This window comes from Actinomycetota bacterium (assembly GCA_035765775.1).
Taxonomy (GTDB): Bacteria; Actinomycetota; CADDZG01; order JAHWKV01; family JAOPZY01; genus DASTWV01.
This window is the reverse complement of sequence record DASTWV010000025.1, coordinates 1-15,662: the sequence shown is the minus strand read 5'-3', so window position 1 is coordinate 15,662 and position 15,662 is coordinate 1. Positions and strand designations below refer to the sequence as shown.

Annotated in this window: 19 protein-coding genes; 13 read left to right on the top strand and 6 right to left on the bottom strand. The window is 71.2% G+C overall.

The window, feature by feature from the left end; all coding sequences use genetic code 11:
* Window positions 1–45 precede the first annotated feature (45 nt).
* Window positions 46–726: a hypothetical protein gene (locus VFW71_05040; protein ID HEU5002128.1), complete on the bottom strand. Its 681-nt coding sequence runs from the start codon at window positions 724–726 to the stop codon at window positions 46–48.
* A gap of 89 nt (window positions 727–815) precedes the next feature.
* Between VFW71_05040 and VFW71_05035 the strand changes: the two genes are divergently transcribed.
* Window positions 816–1,106: a hypothetical protein gene (locus VFW71_05035; GenBank protein ID HEU5002127.1), complete on the top strand. Its 291-nt coding sequence runs from the start codon at window positions 816–818 to the stop codon at window positions 1,104–1,106.
* Between the two features lie 28 nt (window positions 1,107–1,134).
* Here the strand turns inward: VFW71_05035 and VFW71_05030 are convergent, their stop codons facing one another.
* Window positions 1,135–2,679, bottom strand: a complete 1,545-nt coding sequence (locus VFW71_05030; GenBank protein ID HEU5002126.1) for a L,D-transpeptidase family protein — start codon at window positions 2,677–2,679, stop codon at window positions 1,135–1,137.
* 241 nt (window positions 2,680–2,920) lie between these two features.
* Here VFW71_05030 and VFW71_05025 point away from each other — a divergent pair, with 241 nt between their 5' ends.
* Genes VFW71_05025 through VFW71_05010 form a run of 4 tightly spaced genes read left to right on the top strand, consistent with a single transcriptional unit; the run spans window position 2,921 to window position 5,506 of the window.
* Window positions 2,921–3,703 carry a PspA/IM30 family protein gene (locus VFW71_05025; protein HEU5002125.1) on the top strand — a complete coding sequence of 261 codons (783 nt, stop codon included), beginning with the start codon at window positions 2,921–2,923 and terminating at the stop codon, window positions 3,701–3,703.
* A complete protein-coding gene (locus tag VFW71_05020; protein ID HEU5002124.1) occupies window positions 3,704–3,991 on the top strand; it encodes a hypothetical protein in 288 nt (95 codons plus the stop codon). It begins immediately after the preceding gene.
* Window positions 3,991–4,914: a zinc metalloprotease HtpX gene (htpX, locus tag VFW71_05015; GenBank protein ID HEU5002123.1), complete on the top strand. Its 924-nt coding sequence runs from the start codon at window positions 3,991–3,993 to the stop codon at window positions 4,912–4,914. The genes VFW71_05020 and htpX overlap by 1 nt, the downstream gene beginning before the upstream one ends.
* A gap of 7 nt (window positions 4,915–4,921) precedes the next feature.
* Window positions 4,922–5,506 (top strand): hypothetical protein, encoded by a 585-nt coding sequence (locus tag VFW71_05010; protein HEU5002122.1) that lies wholly within the window; start codon window positions 4,922–4,924, stop codon window positions 5,504–5,506.
* A gap of 40 nt (window positions 5,507–5,546) precedes the next feature.
* Here VFW71_05010 and VFW71_05005 read toward each other — a convergent pair whose 3' ends face one another.
* Entirely contained in the window at window positions 5,547–5,693 is a 147-nt protein-coding gene (locus VFW71_05005; GenBank protein ID HEU5002121.1) for a hypothetical protein, read from the bottom strand.
* A 329-nt stretch (window positions 5,694–6,022) separates the two neighbouring features.
* Between VFW71_05005 and VFW71_05000 the strand changes: the two genes are divergently transcribed.
* The 3 genes from VFW71_05000 to VFW71_04990 all read left to right on the top strand — a co-directional run bounded on the left by VFW71_05000 (window position 6,023) and on the right by VFW71_04990 (window position 8,488).
* Entirely contained in the window at window positions 6,023–6,373 is a 351-nt protein-coding gene (locus VFW71_05000) for a thioredoxin family protein (GenBank protein HEU5002120.1), read from the top strand.
* A 31-nt stretch (window positions 6,374–6,404) separates the two neighbouring features.
* Complete coding sequence (locus VFW71_04995) at window positions 6,405–8,114, top strand: SulP family inorganic anion transporter (protein HEU5002119.1); 1,710 nt, start codon at window positions 6,405–6,407, stop codon at window positions 8,112–8,114.
* 197 nt (window positions 8,115–8,311) lie between these two features.
* Entirely contained in the window at window positions 8,312–8,488 is a 177-nt protein-coding gene (locus tag VFW71_04990; GenBank protein HEU5002118.1) for a hypothetical protein, read from the top strand.
* A 20-nt stretch (window positions 8,489–8,508) separates the two neighbouring features.
* Here the strand turns inward: VFW71_04990 and VFW71_04985 are convergent, their stop codons facing one another.
* The gene (locus tag VFW71_04985; GenBank protein HEU5002117.1) at window positions 8,509–9,072 is read right to left on the bottom strand and encodes a hypothetical protein; all 564 of its coding nucleotides are present in this window, start codon (window positions 9,070–9,072) and stop codon (window positions 8,509–8,511) included.
* Between the two features lie 158 nt (window positions 9,073–9,230).
* On the opposite strand from VFW71_04985, the gene VFW71_04980 reads away from it, so the two are divergent.
* Both VFW71_04980 and VFW71_04975 read left to right on the top strand, forming a co-directional pair.
* Window positions 9,231–10,229, top strand: coding sequence for a DUF6183 family protein (locus tag VFW71_04980; GenBank protein HEU5002116.1), 999 nt, complete (start codon window positions 9,231–9,233; stop codon window positions 10,227–10,229).
* A gap of 19 nt (window positions 10,230–10,248) precedes the next feature.
* On the top strand, window positions 10,249–10,992 hold the full coding sequence (locus VFW71_04975; GenBank protein HEU5002115.1) for a biosynthetic peptidoglycan transglycosylase: 744 nt from the start codon (window positions 10,249–10,251) through the stop codon (window positions 10,990–10,992).
* Window positions 10,993–11,077: 85 nt separating this feature from the next.
* On the opposite strand, the gene VFW71_04970 is transcribed toward VFW71_04975, so the two are convergent.
* Window positions 11,078–11,224 carry a hypothetical protein gene (locus VFW71_04970; GenBank protein HEU5002114.1) on the bottom strand — a complete coding sequence of 49 codons (147 nt, stop codon included), beginning with the start codon at window positions 11,222–11,224 and terminating at the stop codon, window positions 11,078–11,080.
* Between the two features lie 124 nt (window positions 11,225–11,348).
* On the bottom strand, window positions 11,349–12,401 hold the full coding sequence (locus tag VFW71_04965) for a tyrosine-type recombinase/integrase (protein HEU5002113.1): 1,053 nt from the start codon (window positions 12,399–12,401) through the stop codon (window positions 11,349–11,351).
* A 933-nt stretch (window positions 12,402–13,334) separates the two neighbouring features.
* On the opposite strand from VFW71_04965, the gene VFW71_04960 reads away from it, so the two are divergent.
* The 3 genes from VFW71_04960 to VFW71_04950 are packed head-to-tail and all read left to right on the top strand — an operon-like array spanning window position 13,335 to window position 15,177.
* Window positions 13,335–13,916, top strand: coding sequence for a dihydrofolate reductase family protein (locus VFW71_04960; protein HEU5002112.1), 582 nt, complete (start codon window positions 13,335–13,337; stop codon window positions 13,914–13,916).
* Window positions 13,917–13,960: 44 nt separating this feature from the next.
* Window positions 13,961–14,605, top strand: a complete 645-nt coding sequence (locus VFW71_04955) for a hypothetical protein (protein HEU5002111.1) — start codon at window positions 13,961–13,963, stop codon at window positions 14,603–14,605.
* An 11-nt stretch (window positions 14,606–14,616) separates the two neighbouring features.
* Window positions 14,617–15,177 carry a TIGR03086 family metal-binding protein gene (locus tag VFW71_04950; GenBank protein ID HEU5002110.1) on the top strand — a complete coding sequence of 187 codons (561 nt, stop codon included), beginning with the start codon at window positions 14,617–14,619 and terminating at the stop codon, window positions 15,175–15,177.
* Window positions 15,178–15,662: the final 485 nt, after the last annotated feature.

The window sequence follows — 15,662 nt, the reverse complement described above, 5'->3', positions numbered from 1 at the left end:
GGAATGTCCGCACCGCTGCCGTCAAGAACGCGTCAATGGCCACCGTCAATGGAACGACGCCAGGATGGCGGCCGCCTGGGCGTCTTGGGTCGCCGGCACCACCACCTGGAGGACGCGGAATCCCCTGGGGTAGGGGGCGACGAGCACGGTGCCGCTCACGTGGACCGCCACCCCGCCGGTCGTGCCCGGGGCGCAGGTGTACACAAAACCCTTGTTCGGCACCACCGACAGCGACTGGAACTTGGAGCACGGGAACAGGCTGATGATGGCGGCCTCGATGCCAACCCGGTCCACGGTGTGGTCCGGGTAGTACGCGGTGGGCGACGTGTCCGACAGGTAGTCGAGCCGCCCGGGCCCCGAGGGTGCGGTGGCGGTGGCGGTGGTGGCCGCCGCGGTCCGCACGACCAGGCGGGACAGCGACCACGAAGCCGGATACGAGAACCCGTACGAGCTGGGCACCAGCTGGTTCCCGGACCCGGCCGCCGGGGCGGTGGGCGCCGGGGCCGTCGGCGGGGGGGCGGCGATCGGCGGCGGGGCGGTCGTGGGCGCGGGCGGGGAGGGTGTCGGGCTTGGGGACGGAGCGTGCGACGCGCTGGGGGTGGGCGTGGTGCGGGTCTTGGCCGCGGCGCTTTTGTGGTGGGTCAGGGCGAGCACCAGCACCACCACCAGGCCGGCGAGCACGACGGCTCCCCCTGCCAGCGCGATGAACCGCTTCTGGGTGTCCACCGGAGGAGCCTACCCGGGGCCCCAGTCGCCGGGGATCATTGCCGGGGATCATTGCCGGGGCCTGCCGGGGCCGGCAGTAGGATCCCTGCGTGAGCGGCCCGCAGAAACGTCGCCCCGCCCCCAAGGGCAAGCCCGGTGGCCGCCGGCCGCCTCCCGCTGCAGGCCGCGGCCCGCCGGTGGTGGGCAAGCACCCCTCGCCCCCGGGATTCCTCCTTGCCGTCGCGCTGGCCTGGTTCGCCGCTGCCATCGGGGCGCTCGTCATCCTGCACGCCGGGTGGAAGCTGATCCCGGTGGTGGTCTTCGCCGGCATTGGCCTGCTCTACCTGCGGGGGGCGATGAACTCCTACCTGCGCCGGCCGGGCCCACCGGAGAAGAAGTAAGGGGCCTCTGCCGCTCTTTGCGCCTTCGTTAGACGGGCGTCGTCCCGTGCACGATCACCGGGTCGCCCAGATTGTCGAAGTGCCAGAGGTACTCGGCGTCCGGGACCGCGTCCGGCCACTGGTGGTTGTCGGTGGGCGTCGAGATGTTGACGCAGCCGTGGCTCATCGGATGGCCGAAGTTGTTGTGCCACCAGGCGCCGTGCAGGGCGTCGCCGGCGTGGAAGTACTGCGTCCAGGGGACGTGCTTCACGTCGTAGTAGCCGGGGGCGAACTGGTTGTCGCCGCTCTTCATCTCGGCATCCCGGTCCCGCTCGTAGATGTAGAAGGTGCCGGTGGCGGTGGTGTCCTTGGGGGCGATGCCGCTGGAGATCAGGAACTGGTTGGCCATGGTGCCGTTCTGGCATGCGGAGAGGGTCTGGCTGCCGAGATCGACATCGATCACCCGCTTGTCGCCGGTGGTGAATGTGCGGTCCACCGAGCCGGTGAACCAGCTCCCGTCCTTGCCGGGCGCCCCGTCGACGTGGGCCGAGACCTCGATGGTGGCGTCGGGCGGCCAGTAGCCGTCGGCGGTCTTGGGCACCAGCTGCAGCTCGGTAGGGCTGTTCCACTGCGGGGCGACGCTGAGCACCGCCCCCGGGACGGGGGGCTGGTAGGTGCCGCACGGGTTCACGGCGGTGGCGGCCGCAGCGGGGGCGTAGGTCGGCGTGGGAACGGTGGCCGTGGCGGTGGCGGTGCCGGACACGCCCGGTACGGTGGCGGTGGCGGTCACCGAGAACAGGGCGGCGAAGGCAGCGGGGTTCTCCGGTGCCTCGCTGAGCCGGATGACCACCGGGTAGGCCACTCCCATGTTGGTGGCGCCCGGGGAGGGCGACAGCGACAGGGTCGGCCCGCCCAGGGCGCTGAAGTGCACGCTGCTGGCGGCCCCCTTGGTGCCGCCCTCGCTGGTGGCCGTCAGGGTGACGTCGAACGTGGCCCCCTGGTGGTAGTCGGTGGGGAACAGCGACACGCTGGTCCCGTCGGCATTGAGATCGGCGGTGGCGGGTCCGTCCACGGACACGGCGCGGGCAGGCGAGTCGAGCTGCACGACCGCCGCGCCCCCCGGCCCGACAACGGTGGGACTCACCGCCAGGATCTGGGGGGTGGTGACCGTGGAGAAGCTGACGGTCTCGGTCTGCAGGCGCACGGCCCCCGGCGACGCCGACCCCTGGGGGACCTGGACCACCGCGGTCACGGTGTAGGTGGCGTCCGGCCGCAGGGGGCCCGGGGCGCGGAAGCGGGACTGCCGGGTAAGTGTCCCGTCGATGCTGGCGGCGTCGGTCCCGGTGCCGGTGACCGTGACGGTCACCGACTGCAACTTGACGTCCGAGTACCGGGTTTGCACGAGCACGGGCTGCGACAGGGCCACCCCAGTGGCCCCCGAGCGGGGGGCGAAGACGAGGGCCCCCAGCGTGGTATGGGGCATGGCGGCGGCATCCGGGCCCTTCTGCGCCGACGAGCGCAGGCCGCACCCGGAGGCGACGAACGCCAGCGCCAGCAGCCCGGCGGCCAGCGACCGTGCTCTCCTTGCCCCCACGATCCCGTCCTCCCCTCGGCGCGCCCCGGAACAACATGCGGGGCGCGGGCGAACATTGTTTCCGGTTCGGTCCGCTCTCGCCAGCGGGTTGGCCGGCCGCTGGCACCCGGCTGTGGCCGTCGTTGGAACGTGGTGTGGATCGTGGTTTTTCCGTGCGAGTTGGCCGGAAGTCCCCCCGGTTCGGCCAAAGGGGAGGCTCCAGCGTGAAACAATTGAGGCACCACACACCGAGGAGCCAGCGATGAGCTTGACCAAACGCTTTTCGACCATCCTGAAGGCCAAGGCCAGCAAGGTCCTGGACAAGGCGGAGGACCCCCGGGAGACCCTCGACTACTCCTACCAGCGGATGCTGGACCAGTTGACCCAGGTCCGGCGGGGGGTCGCCGACGTCGCCACCTCGCGCAAGCGCCTCGAGCTCCAGGCCGCGACCCTGCAGCAGAGCGGTGCCAAGCTGGACGACCAGGCCCGCCAGGCCCTCGCCCAGGGCCGGGAGGACCTCGCCCGCGAGGCGTTGGCCCGCAAGGCATCCCTGGCGTCGCAGCTGCAGAGCCTGAAGACCCAGCACGACCAGCTCGACGCCCAGGAGTCGCAGCTCACCCAGGCCTCGCAGCGCCTGCAGGCCAAGGTGGAGAGCTTCCGCACGCAGAAGGAGACCATCAAGGCCACCTACACCGCCGCCCAGGCCAGCACCAAGATCAACGAGGCGGTGTCGGGGATCTCCGAGGAGATGGGCGACGTCGGCATGGCCATCCAGCGGGCGGAGGACAAGACCGCGCAGATGCAGGCCCGGGCCGGCGCCCTCGACGAGCTCATGGCCTCCGGCGCCCTGGACGACGTCACCACCGGCGGCACCGACCGCATCCAGGCCGAGCTGGACCGGGGGGCGATGACCAGCGGCGTCGACCTCGAGCTGGAGCGCCTGAAGGCCGAGCTGGGCCAGGGCTCCGCGCCCAAGGCCATCGAAGCCGGCGGCGCCGCCCCGGCGGCCAGCGCACCGGCACCCCAAGCCACCGAGGAGGCGTAGATGATCATCCGCATTCTGGGCGACGGGCAGTACGACATGGGCGACACCCTGGGCGCCGAGTTCGACGCCCTGGATGACGCGCTGGTGGGCCACGTGGAGGCGGGCGACGAGGACGCCTACCACCGGGACCTGGCGGCCCTGATCGAGCTGGTGCGCTCCACCGGGTCCGAGCTGCCCCACGACGAGCTGGCCCCCTCCGACCTGGTCCTCCCCGATCCTTCGGCGAGCCTGGAGGAGGTGCGGGCCTTGCTTGCCGAACACGCCGAGGAGGCGCAGCCCACCGCCTGATGGCCACCGAGCGGGGGTACCCGAAGGACCCGGGCCTGCAGGCCCGGATGGGGCTCACGATGTTCCTGCTGGGCCTGCTCTACGTCGTGTTCATCGGCGTGCTGATCGCGGTCGGCGTGTCCTACGGCCTCATCATCGTCATCGCCGGCGGGTTGCTGTTCGCCCAGTACTACTTCTCGGACAAGATCGCCCTGTTCTCCATGCACGCCCGGGAGGTGAGCCCGCAGGAGGCACCCGAGCTGCACGCCATCGTGGACCGGCTGTGTGCCCTGGCCGACATGCCCAAGCCCCGGGTGGCCATCGCCGAGACCGACATCCCCAACGCCTTCGCCACCGGCCGCAGCCCGAAGGCGGCGGTGGTATGCGCCACGACCGGCATCATGCGGCGCCTGGAGCCCCAGGAGCTGGAGGCGGTACTCAGCCACGAGCTGTCGCACGTCGCCCACCGCGACGTCGCCGTCATGACCTTCGCCAGCTTCCTGGGCGTGCTCGCCGGCATGATCACCCGCTTCACGCTCTACGCCGGGATGTTCGGCGGCGGCTACGGCGGCGGGGGGGACCGCGAGGACAATGGGGCCGGGGCAGTGGCGGCCATCATGCTGGTGTCGATCCTGGTGTACGCCATCAGCTTCCTGCTCACCCGGGCGCTGTCCCGGTACCGGGAGCTGTCGGCCGACCGCTCGGGGGCCCTGCTGATCGGGGCGCCGTCGGTGCTGGCCTCGGCGCTCACCAAGGTGACCGGCGTGATGGGCCAGATCCCGACCCGGGACCTGCGCAGCGCCGAGGCGTTCAACGCCTTCTTCTTCGCCCCGGCTCTGGCACCCGGCTTCAGCATCTCCACGCTGTTCTCGACCCACCCGTCGCTCGAGAAGCGCCTCGAGCAGCTGGCCCGGCTCGAGCAGCAGATGCGGCACCAGGGCTAGCTCCCGGGTGGGTTTCCTCGACTCGATCCTCGGCCGCTCCAAGCCGGTCCAGGCCAACCTGGACTCCCTGTTCGCCCTGCCCAGCGCAGCCATCACATTGCAGACCGAGGCCGGCCTGATGCCCACCGGCCAGGCGGGCGTGTGTTTCAAGCCGGTGATGGAGTCCACCTTCGAGTCCATGCAGGCCGAGGTGAGCAAGGTGCTGGGCATGCTGCGGGACCAGCACCAGATCGACATCGCCGAGCAGGATGACCAGCTGGGCTACCACTGGATGGTGATCACCGAGCCCGACATCGAGGGCCTGGTGGCCAACATCCACCTGGTGAACTCCAGCCTGCAGGAAGCCGGCTTCGGGCCGCAGCTGCTGTGCTCGATGTTCGGGTTCCGCTCGGCGCCCGACCAGGCCCATGCCCAGCACGCCTACCTGGTCTACCTGTTCAAGCGGGGGACCTTCTACCCGTTCGTGCCCCTGGGCGGCGAGAAGCGCGACAACACCCTGGAGATCCACCTGAAGGGCCTGCTGTCCAAGGACCTCAAGGTGGAGGACGACGTGACCCGCTGGTTCCCGGTCTGGGGCGCGCCGGTCTCCTAGGCCTTCGCCTGCGCCGTGCGGCGGGGGGCTGGTTTAGTTTCTAGTGGCAGTTCGAGTGGCCGCAGCCGCACTCGTGGGCCACGTGGCCCTCGTGGGTGCCGTGCCGCTGGCAGTACTCGGAGCAGTAGGTCTCGCCCTCGGCGACGGTGCAGTCGCAGCCTTCGTGCCCGCAGGTCTTCTCCGCCATGGGGTCCTCCTTCGGTTGGGGAAACAGTGATCCTCTGCGGGGAGTCTACCCAGGCCACGGTTCGACCTCGACCAGGTGGTCCTGCTGGCCGTGTGAGTCCGAATCTGCCAGCTCACCAGCATGTGCACGTTTCACCGCGCATTGCGCGGTTAACCATGCACAAAAGAGCGCACAGCGATGGCCTGCGGCAGGCGATGATTCTCTGCTTAGAAAACGGAGGGCATCAATCTCCGCAAGCATGGGGCGCCCGAAGCCCTCCCCGGGAGCGTGTCCCCGAGCGGATATCGTGGAGGCGCAAGAGAGCATTCGCGAGGCGAGCGAGGAGGACTATGGAAGGCATCGAGGAAGCCACCCGGGAGAACTTCCGGTCACTGGTGGCCGAAGGGCTCAAGCTGGTCGACGTCTGGGGGCCGGACTGCCGGCCGTGCATCGCACTGCTGCCGCACGTCCAGCGGATGGCCTCGGAGCGCCCGGAGCTGGGCGTGGTGAAGCTCGAGGCCCCCAAGGCCCGCCGCCTGTGCATCGAGATGCAGGTCCACGGCCTGCCCACGTTCCTGCTGTTCCGCGACGGGGTCGAGGTGTCCCGGATCTCGAAGTCCACCCTGTCGCCCGGAGAGCTGGAGGATTGGCTGGACGACGCCCTGCAGGGATCGGGTTCGGAGCAGCCGGCCAACGCTTGAGGATCCCGCGCAGGCGTAGGCTTGCGGGGCGATGGGGGAGGGAACGACCAAGCCGGGCGGGGGGAAGCCCGCCAGGCGCCTTCCGATCCTGCCCACCCTTCAGGGCTACCAGACCGCCTGGCTGACACCCGACTGCATCGCCGGTCTCACCCTGCTGGCCATCGCCGTCCCCGAGCAGATGGCCACCGCCCGCCTGGCGGTGATGCCCGCCATCACGGGGCTGTACGCCTTCGTGGCCGGGTCCCTGATGATCGCCGTCCTGGGGGGCAGCCGCCAGATGTCGGTGGGAGCGGACTCAACGATCGCCCCGGTCTTCGCCGCCGGAGTAGCGGCGGTGGCGGTGGCCGGGACCACCCAGTACCAGCACCTGGTGACCTTCCTGGCGCTGATCGTGGGGGCCGTGCTGCTGGCGGTCGGCCTGCTCCGGCTGGGCTGGATCGCCGACTTCATCTCGACGCCGGTGGTCACCGGCATCCTGGCCGGCATTGCGGTGGAGATCGTCGTGCGCCAGGTCCCCGCCGTGCTCGGGCTGCCCGGCGGGGGGACCACGACCATCGGCCGGGTGCGGCTGATCGCCCACCAGCTCTCGCACACCAACGGGTGGTCACTGGCGGTGGGGGCCCTGGTGCTGGCCATCATCCTGGCGGCCGAGAAGCTCGACCGGCGGGTCCCCGGCGCCCTCATCGGCCTGGTGGTGTCCGTCGGCGCGGTCGCCGCCCTGGGACTGAAAGCCCGGGGGGTGCACGTGCTGGGCACGATCCCCGCCGGCCTCCCCCCGCTGGGGCCGCCCGCGGTACCCGCCCACGACCTGGTGAAGCTGGCCGTCACCGCGGCCACCGTGGCGTTCGTGTGCGTGGTGCAGACCGCCGCCACCGCCCGGTCGCTCGGCTCCGACCAGAAGGCCACCCACACCCTCAACCGGGACCTCATCGGCCTGGGGGCGGGGAGCCTGCTGGCGGGGTGCGTGGGAGCCTTCCCGGTGGACTCCAGCCCGCCCCGCTCGGCGGTGGTCGAGGCGTCGGGGGGGCGCTCGCAGGTGGCCAGCCTGGTCGCCGCGGCCGGGGCGCTGGCGGTGATCGCGTTCGCCACCGGGCTCCTGGCCGACCTGCCGCAGGCCACGCTGGGCGCCATCCTTCTCTACGTGGCGACCCGGCTCCTGCACGTGCAGGACCTCCGGGCCATCCACCGGTTCGGGAGGGCCGAGTTCGGATTGACCGTGGTCACGATCGCCGCCGTGGCCTTCTTCGGCATCGAGACCGGCGTGCTGGTGGCGCTGGTGCTCTCCATCGCCGAGCGCACCCGGTTGGCCACCCGCCCCCAGGAGGTCCTCATGGGCCGGGAGCCCGGCACCGACCATTGGATCCCGGTGGACGCCAGCCATCCGACCGAGCACGTGCCCGGCGTGCTGGTGTACCTGCTCATGGCGCCATTGTGGTTCGCCAACGCGCAGTACCTGATCGAGCACCTGCGGGACCTCATCAACACCGCCCCGGAGCCGGTGCGCGTGCTGATCTTCGACGCTGCCGGGGTGCCGGATGTCGACTTCACGGGTGCTCAGGCGCTGGAGGGCCTCCTGAAGGAGCTCCAGGCCAAGGGCATCGCCGTGGGGGTGGCCCGGCCCGGGGAGGTCGTGCGCCGCAACCTGCGCCACAGCGACCTCCTGGCCACGATCGGGCGGGAGCATGTCTACGACGACGTCCAGTCGGCGGTGGTGGCCCTGACCGGCGCCACCCACGCCTGAGGCGGCCGCTGCGGTATCCTCGGGCCATGCTTCTTATCACGCCTGCCGCGCAGGGTTGGTGGCCGCACTAGCGGCCTGATGCTCCGCGCGCGGGAATGCGCAGGCCGCCCTTTCGGGCGGCCTTTTTTGTTGTCCTATTCGCAGCTCAGTCCGGTCCAGCTCCAGTTTCAGCTCCAGTGTTGAAGGAGGGAATTCGCATGAGACGCTTCCGCCGCCCCAGCCCGCCGGCATCCCCGCCGCACACCGAACCGCCTCCCGAGGAGCCCCCGAACCTCGACTACTACGCCCGGCCGCACCAGGACCGCAGGCCGGCGCGCACACCGCCGCCCGCGGTCCTGGTGGAAACCGCCCGGGCACGGACCCCCAGGAGTTAGTACCCGGCATCTAGTACCCGCTAGTACCCGCCGGAATTGCTGTTCGAGCTGGTGGTGGTCGCCGGGCCGGTCACCGGGGTGCCATTGGGCTTCATCGTCTCCCACGTCCCGCCGAAGCTCGTGATGTTCTGGCCGTGCGCCATGCCGTTGCCGCTGTCGCCGCTGAAGGTGTAGAGCGGGTAGCCGGCGTAGGTGACGTAGGAATCGCCGGTGGGGCCCTTGGTGGTGCTGAGCATCGAGGTCTGGATCCCACTGCCCGCAATGCCGGCCGTCATACCGGAGGGCAGCTCGGTGTCGGGCCAGGCCTTGGTGCAGTTGTTTGCGTCGGTGCAGGTGACCTTGCCGCCCGCCTCCGATGTGAGGATGTACAGGGTCCTGCCGTTGCCGTTCACCAGCACGGTCCCGACCCCGGGGACGTTGGTGGCCATCACGGTGATGTCGGCGTCGGGGTTGGAGGAGGAGGCGGACCCGGTCGCCCCCGTGGTCTTCTTCCCGCACGCCGCCAGGGCCAGCACCGCGGCGGCCCCCAGGCACCCGCCTACCAGCCACCGGCTTCTCCCCTTCGAACCCGCGCGCAGCGTCATCGTGACCTTCCTTCCTTGATCCGGCCGGGCTCTGGTGCCCGCTGATGCCGGTAGTACGGGGGAGACGGGCAACGGGATTTCGCTGGCTCCGCCGGTCAGTGCGCCGTCGAGCAGGCCGTGCGTCAGGGCGCCGGGGGCACGCTGGTAGCCTGGCGACGATGATGGATGCGGACCTTCCGGGAACCGCGTCGCTCGACGACCTCCTGGAGTCGGCCCAGCCCAACCCGCTGCTGCGCCGCGTCGACGGCCTGTGCGACCGCCGGGCCTGGGACGAGCTGGTGGAGTTGGCGGTGCGCTGCCGGGAGGCCTATGAGCGGGGCAAGCAGCTGTGGCCGATCGCCGAGCACATCGACTACCGGGTGGCCCTGGAAGCTCCCGCCCGCTATGCGGCTGCCGTGCTCACCCCGGCCGCCGGACGGTTCGCATTCGGCCCCCTCACCGAGGTGGCCGCCTCCACCCACTCCTTTGACGAGCTGGTGGCCTGGGCGCCCTCGCCCCAGGTCGCCGGGGTGCTGGCGGCCGAGCGGGTGCTGCGGGGCGAGGAGCTGACCGGCAGGCCGGAGGCACACGCCGAGGTCCTGGAGCTGGCCTTGCGCCTCGAGGCATGGGAGCCGGTCTACCCCCTGGCCACCTACAAGGCGCACGAGATGCAGGCACCGGCTCCTGCGCTGCGGCCCCTGGAGCTGCACTGGGAGCCCACTGCCGGTGAGCCCTTGGACGAGCCCGAGGTGCTGCGGGCATTGCTCGAGCTGGTCTCCCCGTGGGTCTCGGGATCCTCCGGTCGGGCGGAGGCCTCGGTCGTTGAGGGCTCGGCGCCCGCCGCGGTCGGCGCACTGGGCGTTGCTTCGGTGGCTGCCGGGGAGATCGAGGTGTCCGAAGCGCTGGCTCTCATGGGATGGGCGGCGGCGAGTGGCGGAGCCTACGGCCGGCGGCGGGGGGCGGCGGCCGGGCGGTCGGCGGCCTGGTGGTCGGCGGCTGTGCTGTGCGACCTCGACTGGCCGGTACATCCCGACGTTCTCGGAGCCGAGCTCGCCCGCCTGCGCTGGTACCGCTGGGAGCCCCCCGATCTCACCGGCGGGTGGAACCTCCATCTGGCGGTCGAGGATCCCGAGCAGGGATGGGCAGCAGCCATCCGGGCCGAGGACCGGGCGGGCTGAGCCCGCCGGCCACGGGCGCATGGCAACCCATCCGGACGGCGGCCGCGCGGCCCGGCCCCCCCTGTGGCGCTGGGGCCGCAGGATCCTCGTCGCCGTGCTGGTGCTGGCCATCCTCGCCGTGGGGTCGGTGGGCATCCTCTGGACACTGACACCCTCCGTAGCGGACGCCCCCCAACGCGTGTCGGCGGTGCTGGCCGCACACCACGCCCCGGCGCTCGCGGCGCTGCCGTCGCCCAACCCGGTGGGCGAGGCGATCATCGCCACCGAGAACAGCCGCTTCTCCTCCGATTTCGGGCTCGACCCCATCAGCGTGCTGCGCACCGCGGTGACGACCCTCACCGGCAGCCAGGACCAGGGGGCGGCCACCCTGGAGATCCAGATGGGCAAGAACCTCTACACGCCGCACCGGCGGGGCCTCACGTCGAAGGTCGAGCAGGTGGAGCTGGCCTTCAAGCTGGACGCCTCCTTCACCAAGGATCAGATCCTGCTCATGTACCTGAACGCCGCCTACTTCGGCCATGGGTTCTACGGCCTGGCGGCCGCGGCCGAGGGCTACTTCGCCACGGCGCCGACCGAGCTCAGCTGGGCGCAGGCAAGCCTGCTGGCCGGCCTGGTGCAGGCTCCGTCGGTGTACGACCCGTTCCGGAACCTGGGTTTGGCGCAGAGCCGCCAGCACCACGTGCTGGACCGCCTGGTGTCCACCGGCGTGCTCACAAAGTCCGAAGCGCAGGCCGCCGCGACCGCGCCCCTCAACCTGCGGTAGGGGCTGCGCGCACGGGCAACGAATCCACAGGAGGGTTCCTTCCGGTGCCCCGGCGGTTACTGCAGGCTGGTGGAGCGGGGGCGGCTCAGCTCTCCTGCTCGCGCTCGGCCCGCTCCCGGGCCCGCTCCTGGCGCTGGCGCCGAGCGCCGGCCACCATGAGGAAGTAGAAACTGCCCACTGCGGCGAGTGAGCCCCACACGGTCCAGTTCATGACCGCGCCCGATGTGATCACGGTGGTTTCCCCCTATCGGACGACCCTGGGCCCCGATCGCCTACGTTGATTCGCGTAGTCACAAGATACCAACCCGGTGTGGGGATCAACCGGGAATTGGCGCCCCCAATCGCGACGAGCCTGCCTACTTTGGGTCGTAAGGGGGTACCGCGGCGGCGGAGTGGCCGGCCAGGAAGCGCCGGAGGGGCAGGACCAGGGCGGCTTCGTGCAGTTCGGCGCCGGTCATCCGCAGGTAGCGGGAGGTGGTGGTCAGGCTGGCGTGCCCGAGCAACTGCTGGACCTGGGGGAGCGGCACGCCCATCTGGACCAGGTGGACGGCGTAGGTGTGGCGGAAGGCGTGGGCGAGCTCGCCCGGCCGGAGCGATACCCCCGCCCGGCGCAGCCACTTGCCCACCAGGTAGTCGAGGGACTGGCGGTTGAACGGGCGCCCGTCCGCCCGGACGAACAGCCGGTCCGAGGCCCCGGCGGCCCCCAGGCGGGTCTCCCGGGTCACGAGGTAGCGCCGGACGGTGGCGACTACCTCGGGGGCCACCGGGATGGTCCGGCGCTTGCCGCCCTTGCCCACGACGTGGAAGGTGTCGCTGTCGTTCTCGGTGCGCAGGGCCCCGACGCGGGCCTCGATGACCTCCGACGCCCGGGCGCCGGCGCCGCCCAGCAGCGCCACCAGGGCGAGGTCCCGCTCGGGCCACGGCTCGCCCTCCCGCTCGTCGGGCAGGGCCACCACCTCGACGATGCGGGCCAGCTCGCCCGGGCTGAAGTAGATGTCGGCATCGCCCGCCACCGCCCTCGCCGCCGGGGTCTCGAGCGCGGTCGTCGGGTCGACGCTCAGGTGCCCGCTGCGGGCGAGCCACCGGCACCAGCCCCGCCAGGCGGACAGCATGCGGGCCCGGCTGGATGCGGCGTAGCCCTCCTCCACCAGGGCGGCGAAGGCGTCGCCGAGGGCGTCCTCGGTGAGGTCCTCCAGGCCGAGGCGCGTGAGGGGATCTGCGGCGCCTGCGCCGGCGTCGCCCTTGGGCTCGGGTACCGGCTTCCCCAGGTCGTCGGCGACCCGCCGGGCAATGGCCGCCAGGTCCGACCGGTAGGCCGCCTCGGAGGCGACCGACAGGCCCCGCCGGGTCCGGGTGCGCTTGAAGCGGATCCAGTCATCGGCCAGGGCGGGCAGGGTCGGAGCGTCCACGGTTCCGACCTTATTACGGCGGCGGCGTGGGTTCGGGGAACCTCGGTGGCCGAGCAGCGGGGGCTCGCCGAGACGGACTCGCTCGGCGAGCTTGCTGCTGTCTGCTGGTGCGGGACGCGGGCACGGCCCAAGTGCCCGGGTCGGTGGACACCCATACAGCCGTCCTGGCAGGCTGGAGGTGGGCGGGGGATTTTTGGAGATGACGCGGAACTCGGGCGGCTGCCCCCCGTCTGCGTCTTCGACGGGGTGGCGACCGAGGAGCGGATCAGCGTCTCGCGCACCGTCGGGGCGGCCGGGCTCGGCCTGGCGTGGCTCCTGCTGTTCTTCGGGCCGGCCGGCTGGGTGCTCCTCGTGATCATCGCAAGCCTCCGGAGCCGTGGCGAGACGCTCACCATCCGGGTGCCCTGCTCCGCCGCCGCCCGAGAGCGAAGCGCCGGATTGCACCGGGCGTGGTCCCGCGACATCTTCGCCCTGATCGGCCTGCTGCTGGCTGCGGCGGTCCTCCTGGTGGCCGCCGGCCGGCTGGGCATGCACGGGCCTCCCCGCATGGGCTGCTGCAGCACGTCTCGGCGCGCTCGCCCTGGTGGCGGGCGCTCTCGGGATGCTGGTCCGGGTGGCGCGACCTTGTTCAGCGGGGGAGCGCCTGCGGACACCCTCTCCTGGGCGGCTGCGCCGAGTGGGTGGTCGAGCGCCCGACGATCGAGGGCCGGCTGGCCCGGTGAGGCACTGGAGGCGGGCTCGGGCTACGCGGTGGACATGCGGGGGGAGTCCGGGATCATCTCGTGCGGGAAGCTGGAAAACGGCGTCGCTGGTCCAGTGCCAGTGCTGGGAGTACGAGTAAGGCGACGGGAAACAGCACCCGACCGACGAGAAATGGTCTCCGGGCACGTCTACCCAAGGCGTACGACCTCGGATTGACCGAAGGAGGTAGCGATGGCCACGTCCGTGCTCTACATGGCGATGTCGCTGGATGGCTACATCGCCGGCCCCAACGATGCACCGGGCAATCCCGGGGGCGACGGCTTCGGCCGCCTCCATGAGTGGTTCGTGAACGGCGACGACGAGATCTTCCGGCCCTCCGGGCCGGCGGGGGAGCTGATCGACTGGGTCAATACCTGCGGTGCAGTGCTTGCCGGTCGGCGGACCGTCGAGCAAGTGGACCACTGGGAAGGCAACCACCACGGGGTCCCGATCTTCGTGCCCAGCCACCGGCCCCCCGGGCCCTCGGTGGCGGGCTACCCGCTGGTCACCTACGTGCTCGATGGGATCGGGAGCGCGATGGCGCAGGCCAAGGCTGCGGCCGGGGACCGGGATGTGCTGGTGCACGGGGCGTACACAGCGCAGCGGGCTTTGGAGGCCGGGGTGCTGGACGAGCTGCTGATCTCCCATGTCCCGGTGCTGTTTGGCAGTGGCCGCAGGATGTTCGACGTTCTGCCGTCGCGCATCGAGCTGGAGATCGCCCGGGTGATCGACACGCCGGAGGCGACCCATATCCGCTACCGGGTACGTAGGTGACCCGCAAGGGACAGCGGAGGCCTTCCCGGTGCGAAGATGAGCCAATGGGTACCGAGCTGACCCCGCGGCTCCTGGCCGACCTCAACGTCGCGATGAACGAGAGCAGGCTTCACGATGTCACGGTGAGGGCAGACCGGGGGGAGGCCGCAGTTCTCCTCAGTGTCCTGACTCTGCCCGAGGCCGGCCCGGAGCCGGAGGACCCGCGGTTGCTCCTGCTGCTCTCCGGCGTCGCCCGGGTGGCGGCCTCCCTCCGGCCAGGCCACTGGAACGACGAAGGCGCTCCAGCGGAGCCCCTCGAGCTCGATCAATTGGGCGACGTGGTCTCCAGCTTTGGGGGGCAGCCGATCTACGGCTGGGAATTCCTCGACAGCCGCAGCAGCTGGGACCACTGGCGAGGCCGGTTCAGCCTCGACGTGCACCTCGGAGCATGCGAAGGCCTCCACGTCCTCGACCTGTTCCAGGAGAGCCTGGGCGGTCCGCTTCGCCATCTGGACCTGCGCATCTGGTTCCAGAGACTTGCGGCGTTCGACTATGACTGGAGGCCCCGGGACCTCACGGAGGTGGCTGCCGGGGGACGGCGCTGGTGGGAGGCCTTCAACCAGGGCGATCCACGCACAAGGGGGCACAGAATGGTTCCAGCGGGGGAATGGAAACTTCCGAGTGCGACTAAGGGAACCCAACCGCGATAACGGAGTGCACTATGGACCGCTTCGCCGCCCTCTACGCCGCCGGGAACTTCTTGGCGGCCCATCTGGACAGGGTGGGTCCTGCGCACTGGACGTTGGTCACGCCCTGTCCCGAGTGGGACGTGCGGGCCCTCCTCAACCACGTCATCGGCGGCGACTATCGCTACGCGCTCATGCTGCACGGGGCGGGCCCGGAGGACCTGGCCGCCTCCCGCGCCGAGGATCACGTCGGCGACGACCCCGTGCGTGCGTTCCGGCGCAGCCGGGCGCAGGTGGCTGCGACGTTCGCTGAACCGGGGGCGCTCGACCGGGTGATCCAGCACCGGGCCGGCGAGCGGACGGGAGCCCATCTCCTGGGCATGCGCACCGTCGACTATGCCGCCCACGGCTGGGACCTGGCCCGCACCCTGGAGGTCGTCGCCGCCCCGGACCCGGAGCTGGTAGCCCACCTGATGACCCTGCAACCACTGCTGGAGTGGGGCCGGGAGCGCGGCTTCTACGCGCCCCCGCCTCCGCTGCCACCCGGCGCCGGGGACTGGGAGGTCTGGCTCAGCCTGACGGGCCGCTCACCCTGAGCCGACCGTTGTCCCGGGCGGGCACCGCCGGGGGAGTGCCGAACGGCCGGATATCGGGCAGCTCCTCTCGATGAGCTGGACGCCGCCCCCGCCTCTCGATCCCGGTCGGGATGCCCGGCGGCAGGCATTCCTGCCTACGCGCCCGGGCGGCTGCAGCAATCGGGATTCTCGTTGGGGCGGCCGCCGAAATGCCGGTGCTCGTGGATCTCACCACCGGGCACCTCCACTACCTCCAGAAGACGCCGATGTGGGAGGCGACTACCGCGCCGTCCGCCAACTGATTGCCGAGACGCTGGGCCCGGCCTGAGTCCGCCTGAGTCCGCCTGAGTCCGCCTGAGTCCGGTTGTCAATGGCCAAGTCGCGCGCCCCACTGGTGGCCAACTAAAAGTCCCCACCTCCTGAGCATCTACGGGGGTCAGGGCTTGGCGGGAGCGATCACCTCCTCCTTCACTGGAGCCCCCACCTGGGCGCGGGCTTTGGCCTCC

Excerpts from the sequence above, each read along its gene's own strand:
- VFW71_05025 (HEU5002125.1), top strand. The coding sequence starts at position 2,921 with ATGAGCTTGACCAAACGCTTTTCGACCATCCTGAAGGCCAAGGCCAGC.
- htpX (HEU5002123.1), top strand. The coding sequence starts at position 3,991 with ATGGCCACCGAGCGGGGGTACCCGAAGGACCCGGGCCTGCAGGCCCGG.
- VFW71_05000 (HEU5002120.1), top strand. The coding sequence starts at position 6,023 with ATGGAAGGCATCGAGGAAGCCACCCGGGAGAACTTCCGGTCACTGGTG.
- VFW71_04975 (HEU5002115.1), top strand. The coding sequence starts at position 10,249 with ATGGCAACCCATCCGGACGGCGGCCGCGCGGCCCGGCCCCCCCTGTGG.
- VFW71_04995 (HEU5002119.1), top strand. The coding sequence starts at position 6,405 with ATGGGGGAGGGAACGACCAAGCCGGGCGGGGGGAAGCCCGCCAGGCGC.
- VFW71_04950 (HEU5002110.1), top strand. The coding sequence starts at position 14,617 with ATGGACCGCTTCGCCGCCCTCTACGCCGCCGGGAACTTCTTGGCGGCC.
- VFW71_04955 (HEU5002111.1), top strand. The coding sequence starts at position 13,961 with ATGGGTACCGAGCTGACCCCGCGGCTCCTGGCCGACCTCAACGTCGCG.
- VFW71_04960 (HEU5002112.1), top strand. The coding sequence starts at position 13,335 with ATGGCCACGTCCGTGCTCTACATGGCGATGTCGCTGGATGGCTACATC.
- VFW71_05005 (HEU5002121.1), bottom strand. The coding sequence starts at position 5,693 with ATGGCGGAGAAGACCTGCGGGCACGAAGGCTGCGACTGCACCGTCGCC.
- VFW71_04985 (HEU5002117.1), bottom strand. The coding sequence starts at position 9,072 with ATGACGCTGCGCGCGGGTTCGAAGGGGAGAAGCCGGTGGCTGGTAGGC.
- VFW71_04990 (HEU5002118.1), top strand. The coding sequence starts at position 8,312 with ATGAGACGCTTCCGCCGCCCCAGCCCGCCGGCATCCCCGCCGCACACC.
- VFW71_04980 (HEU5002116.1), top strand. The coding sequence starts at position 9,231 with ATGATGGATGCGGACCTTCCGGGAACCGCGTCGCTCGACGACCTCCTG.
- VFW71_05020 (HEU5002124.1), top strand. The coding sequence starts at position 3,704 with ATGATCATCCGCATTCTGGGCGACGGGCAGTACGACATGGGCGACACC.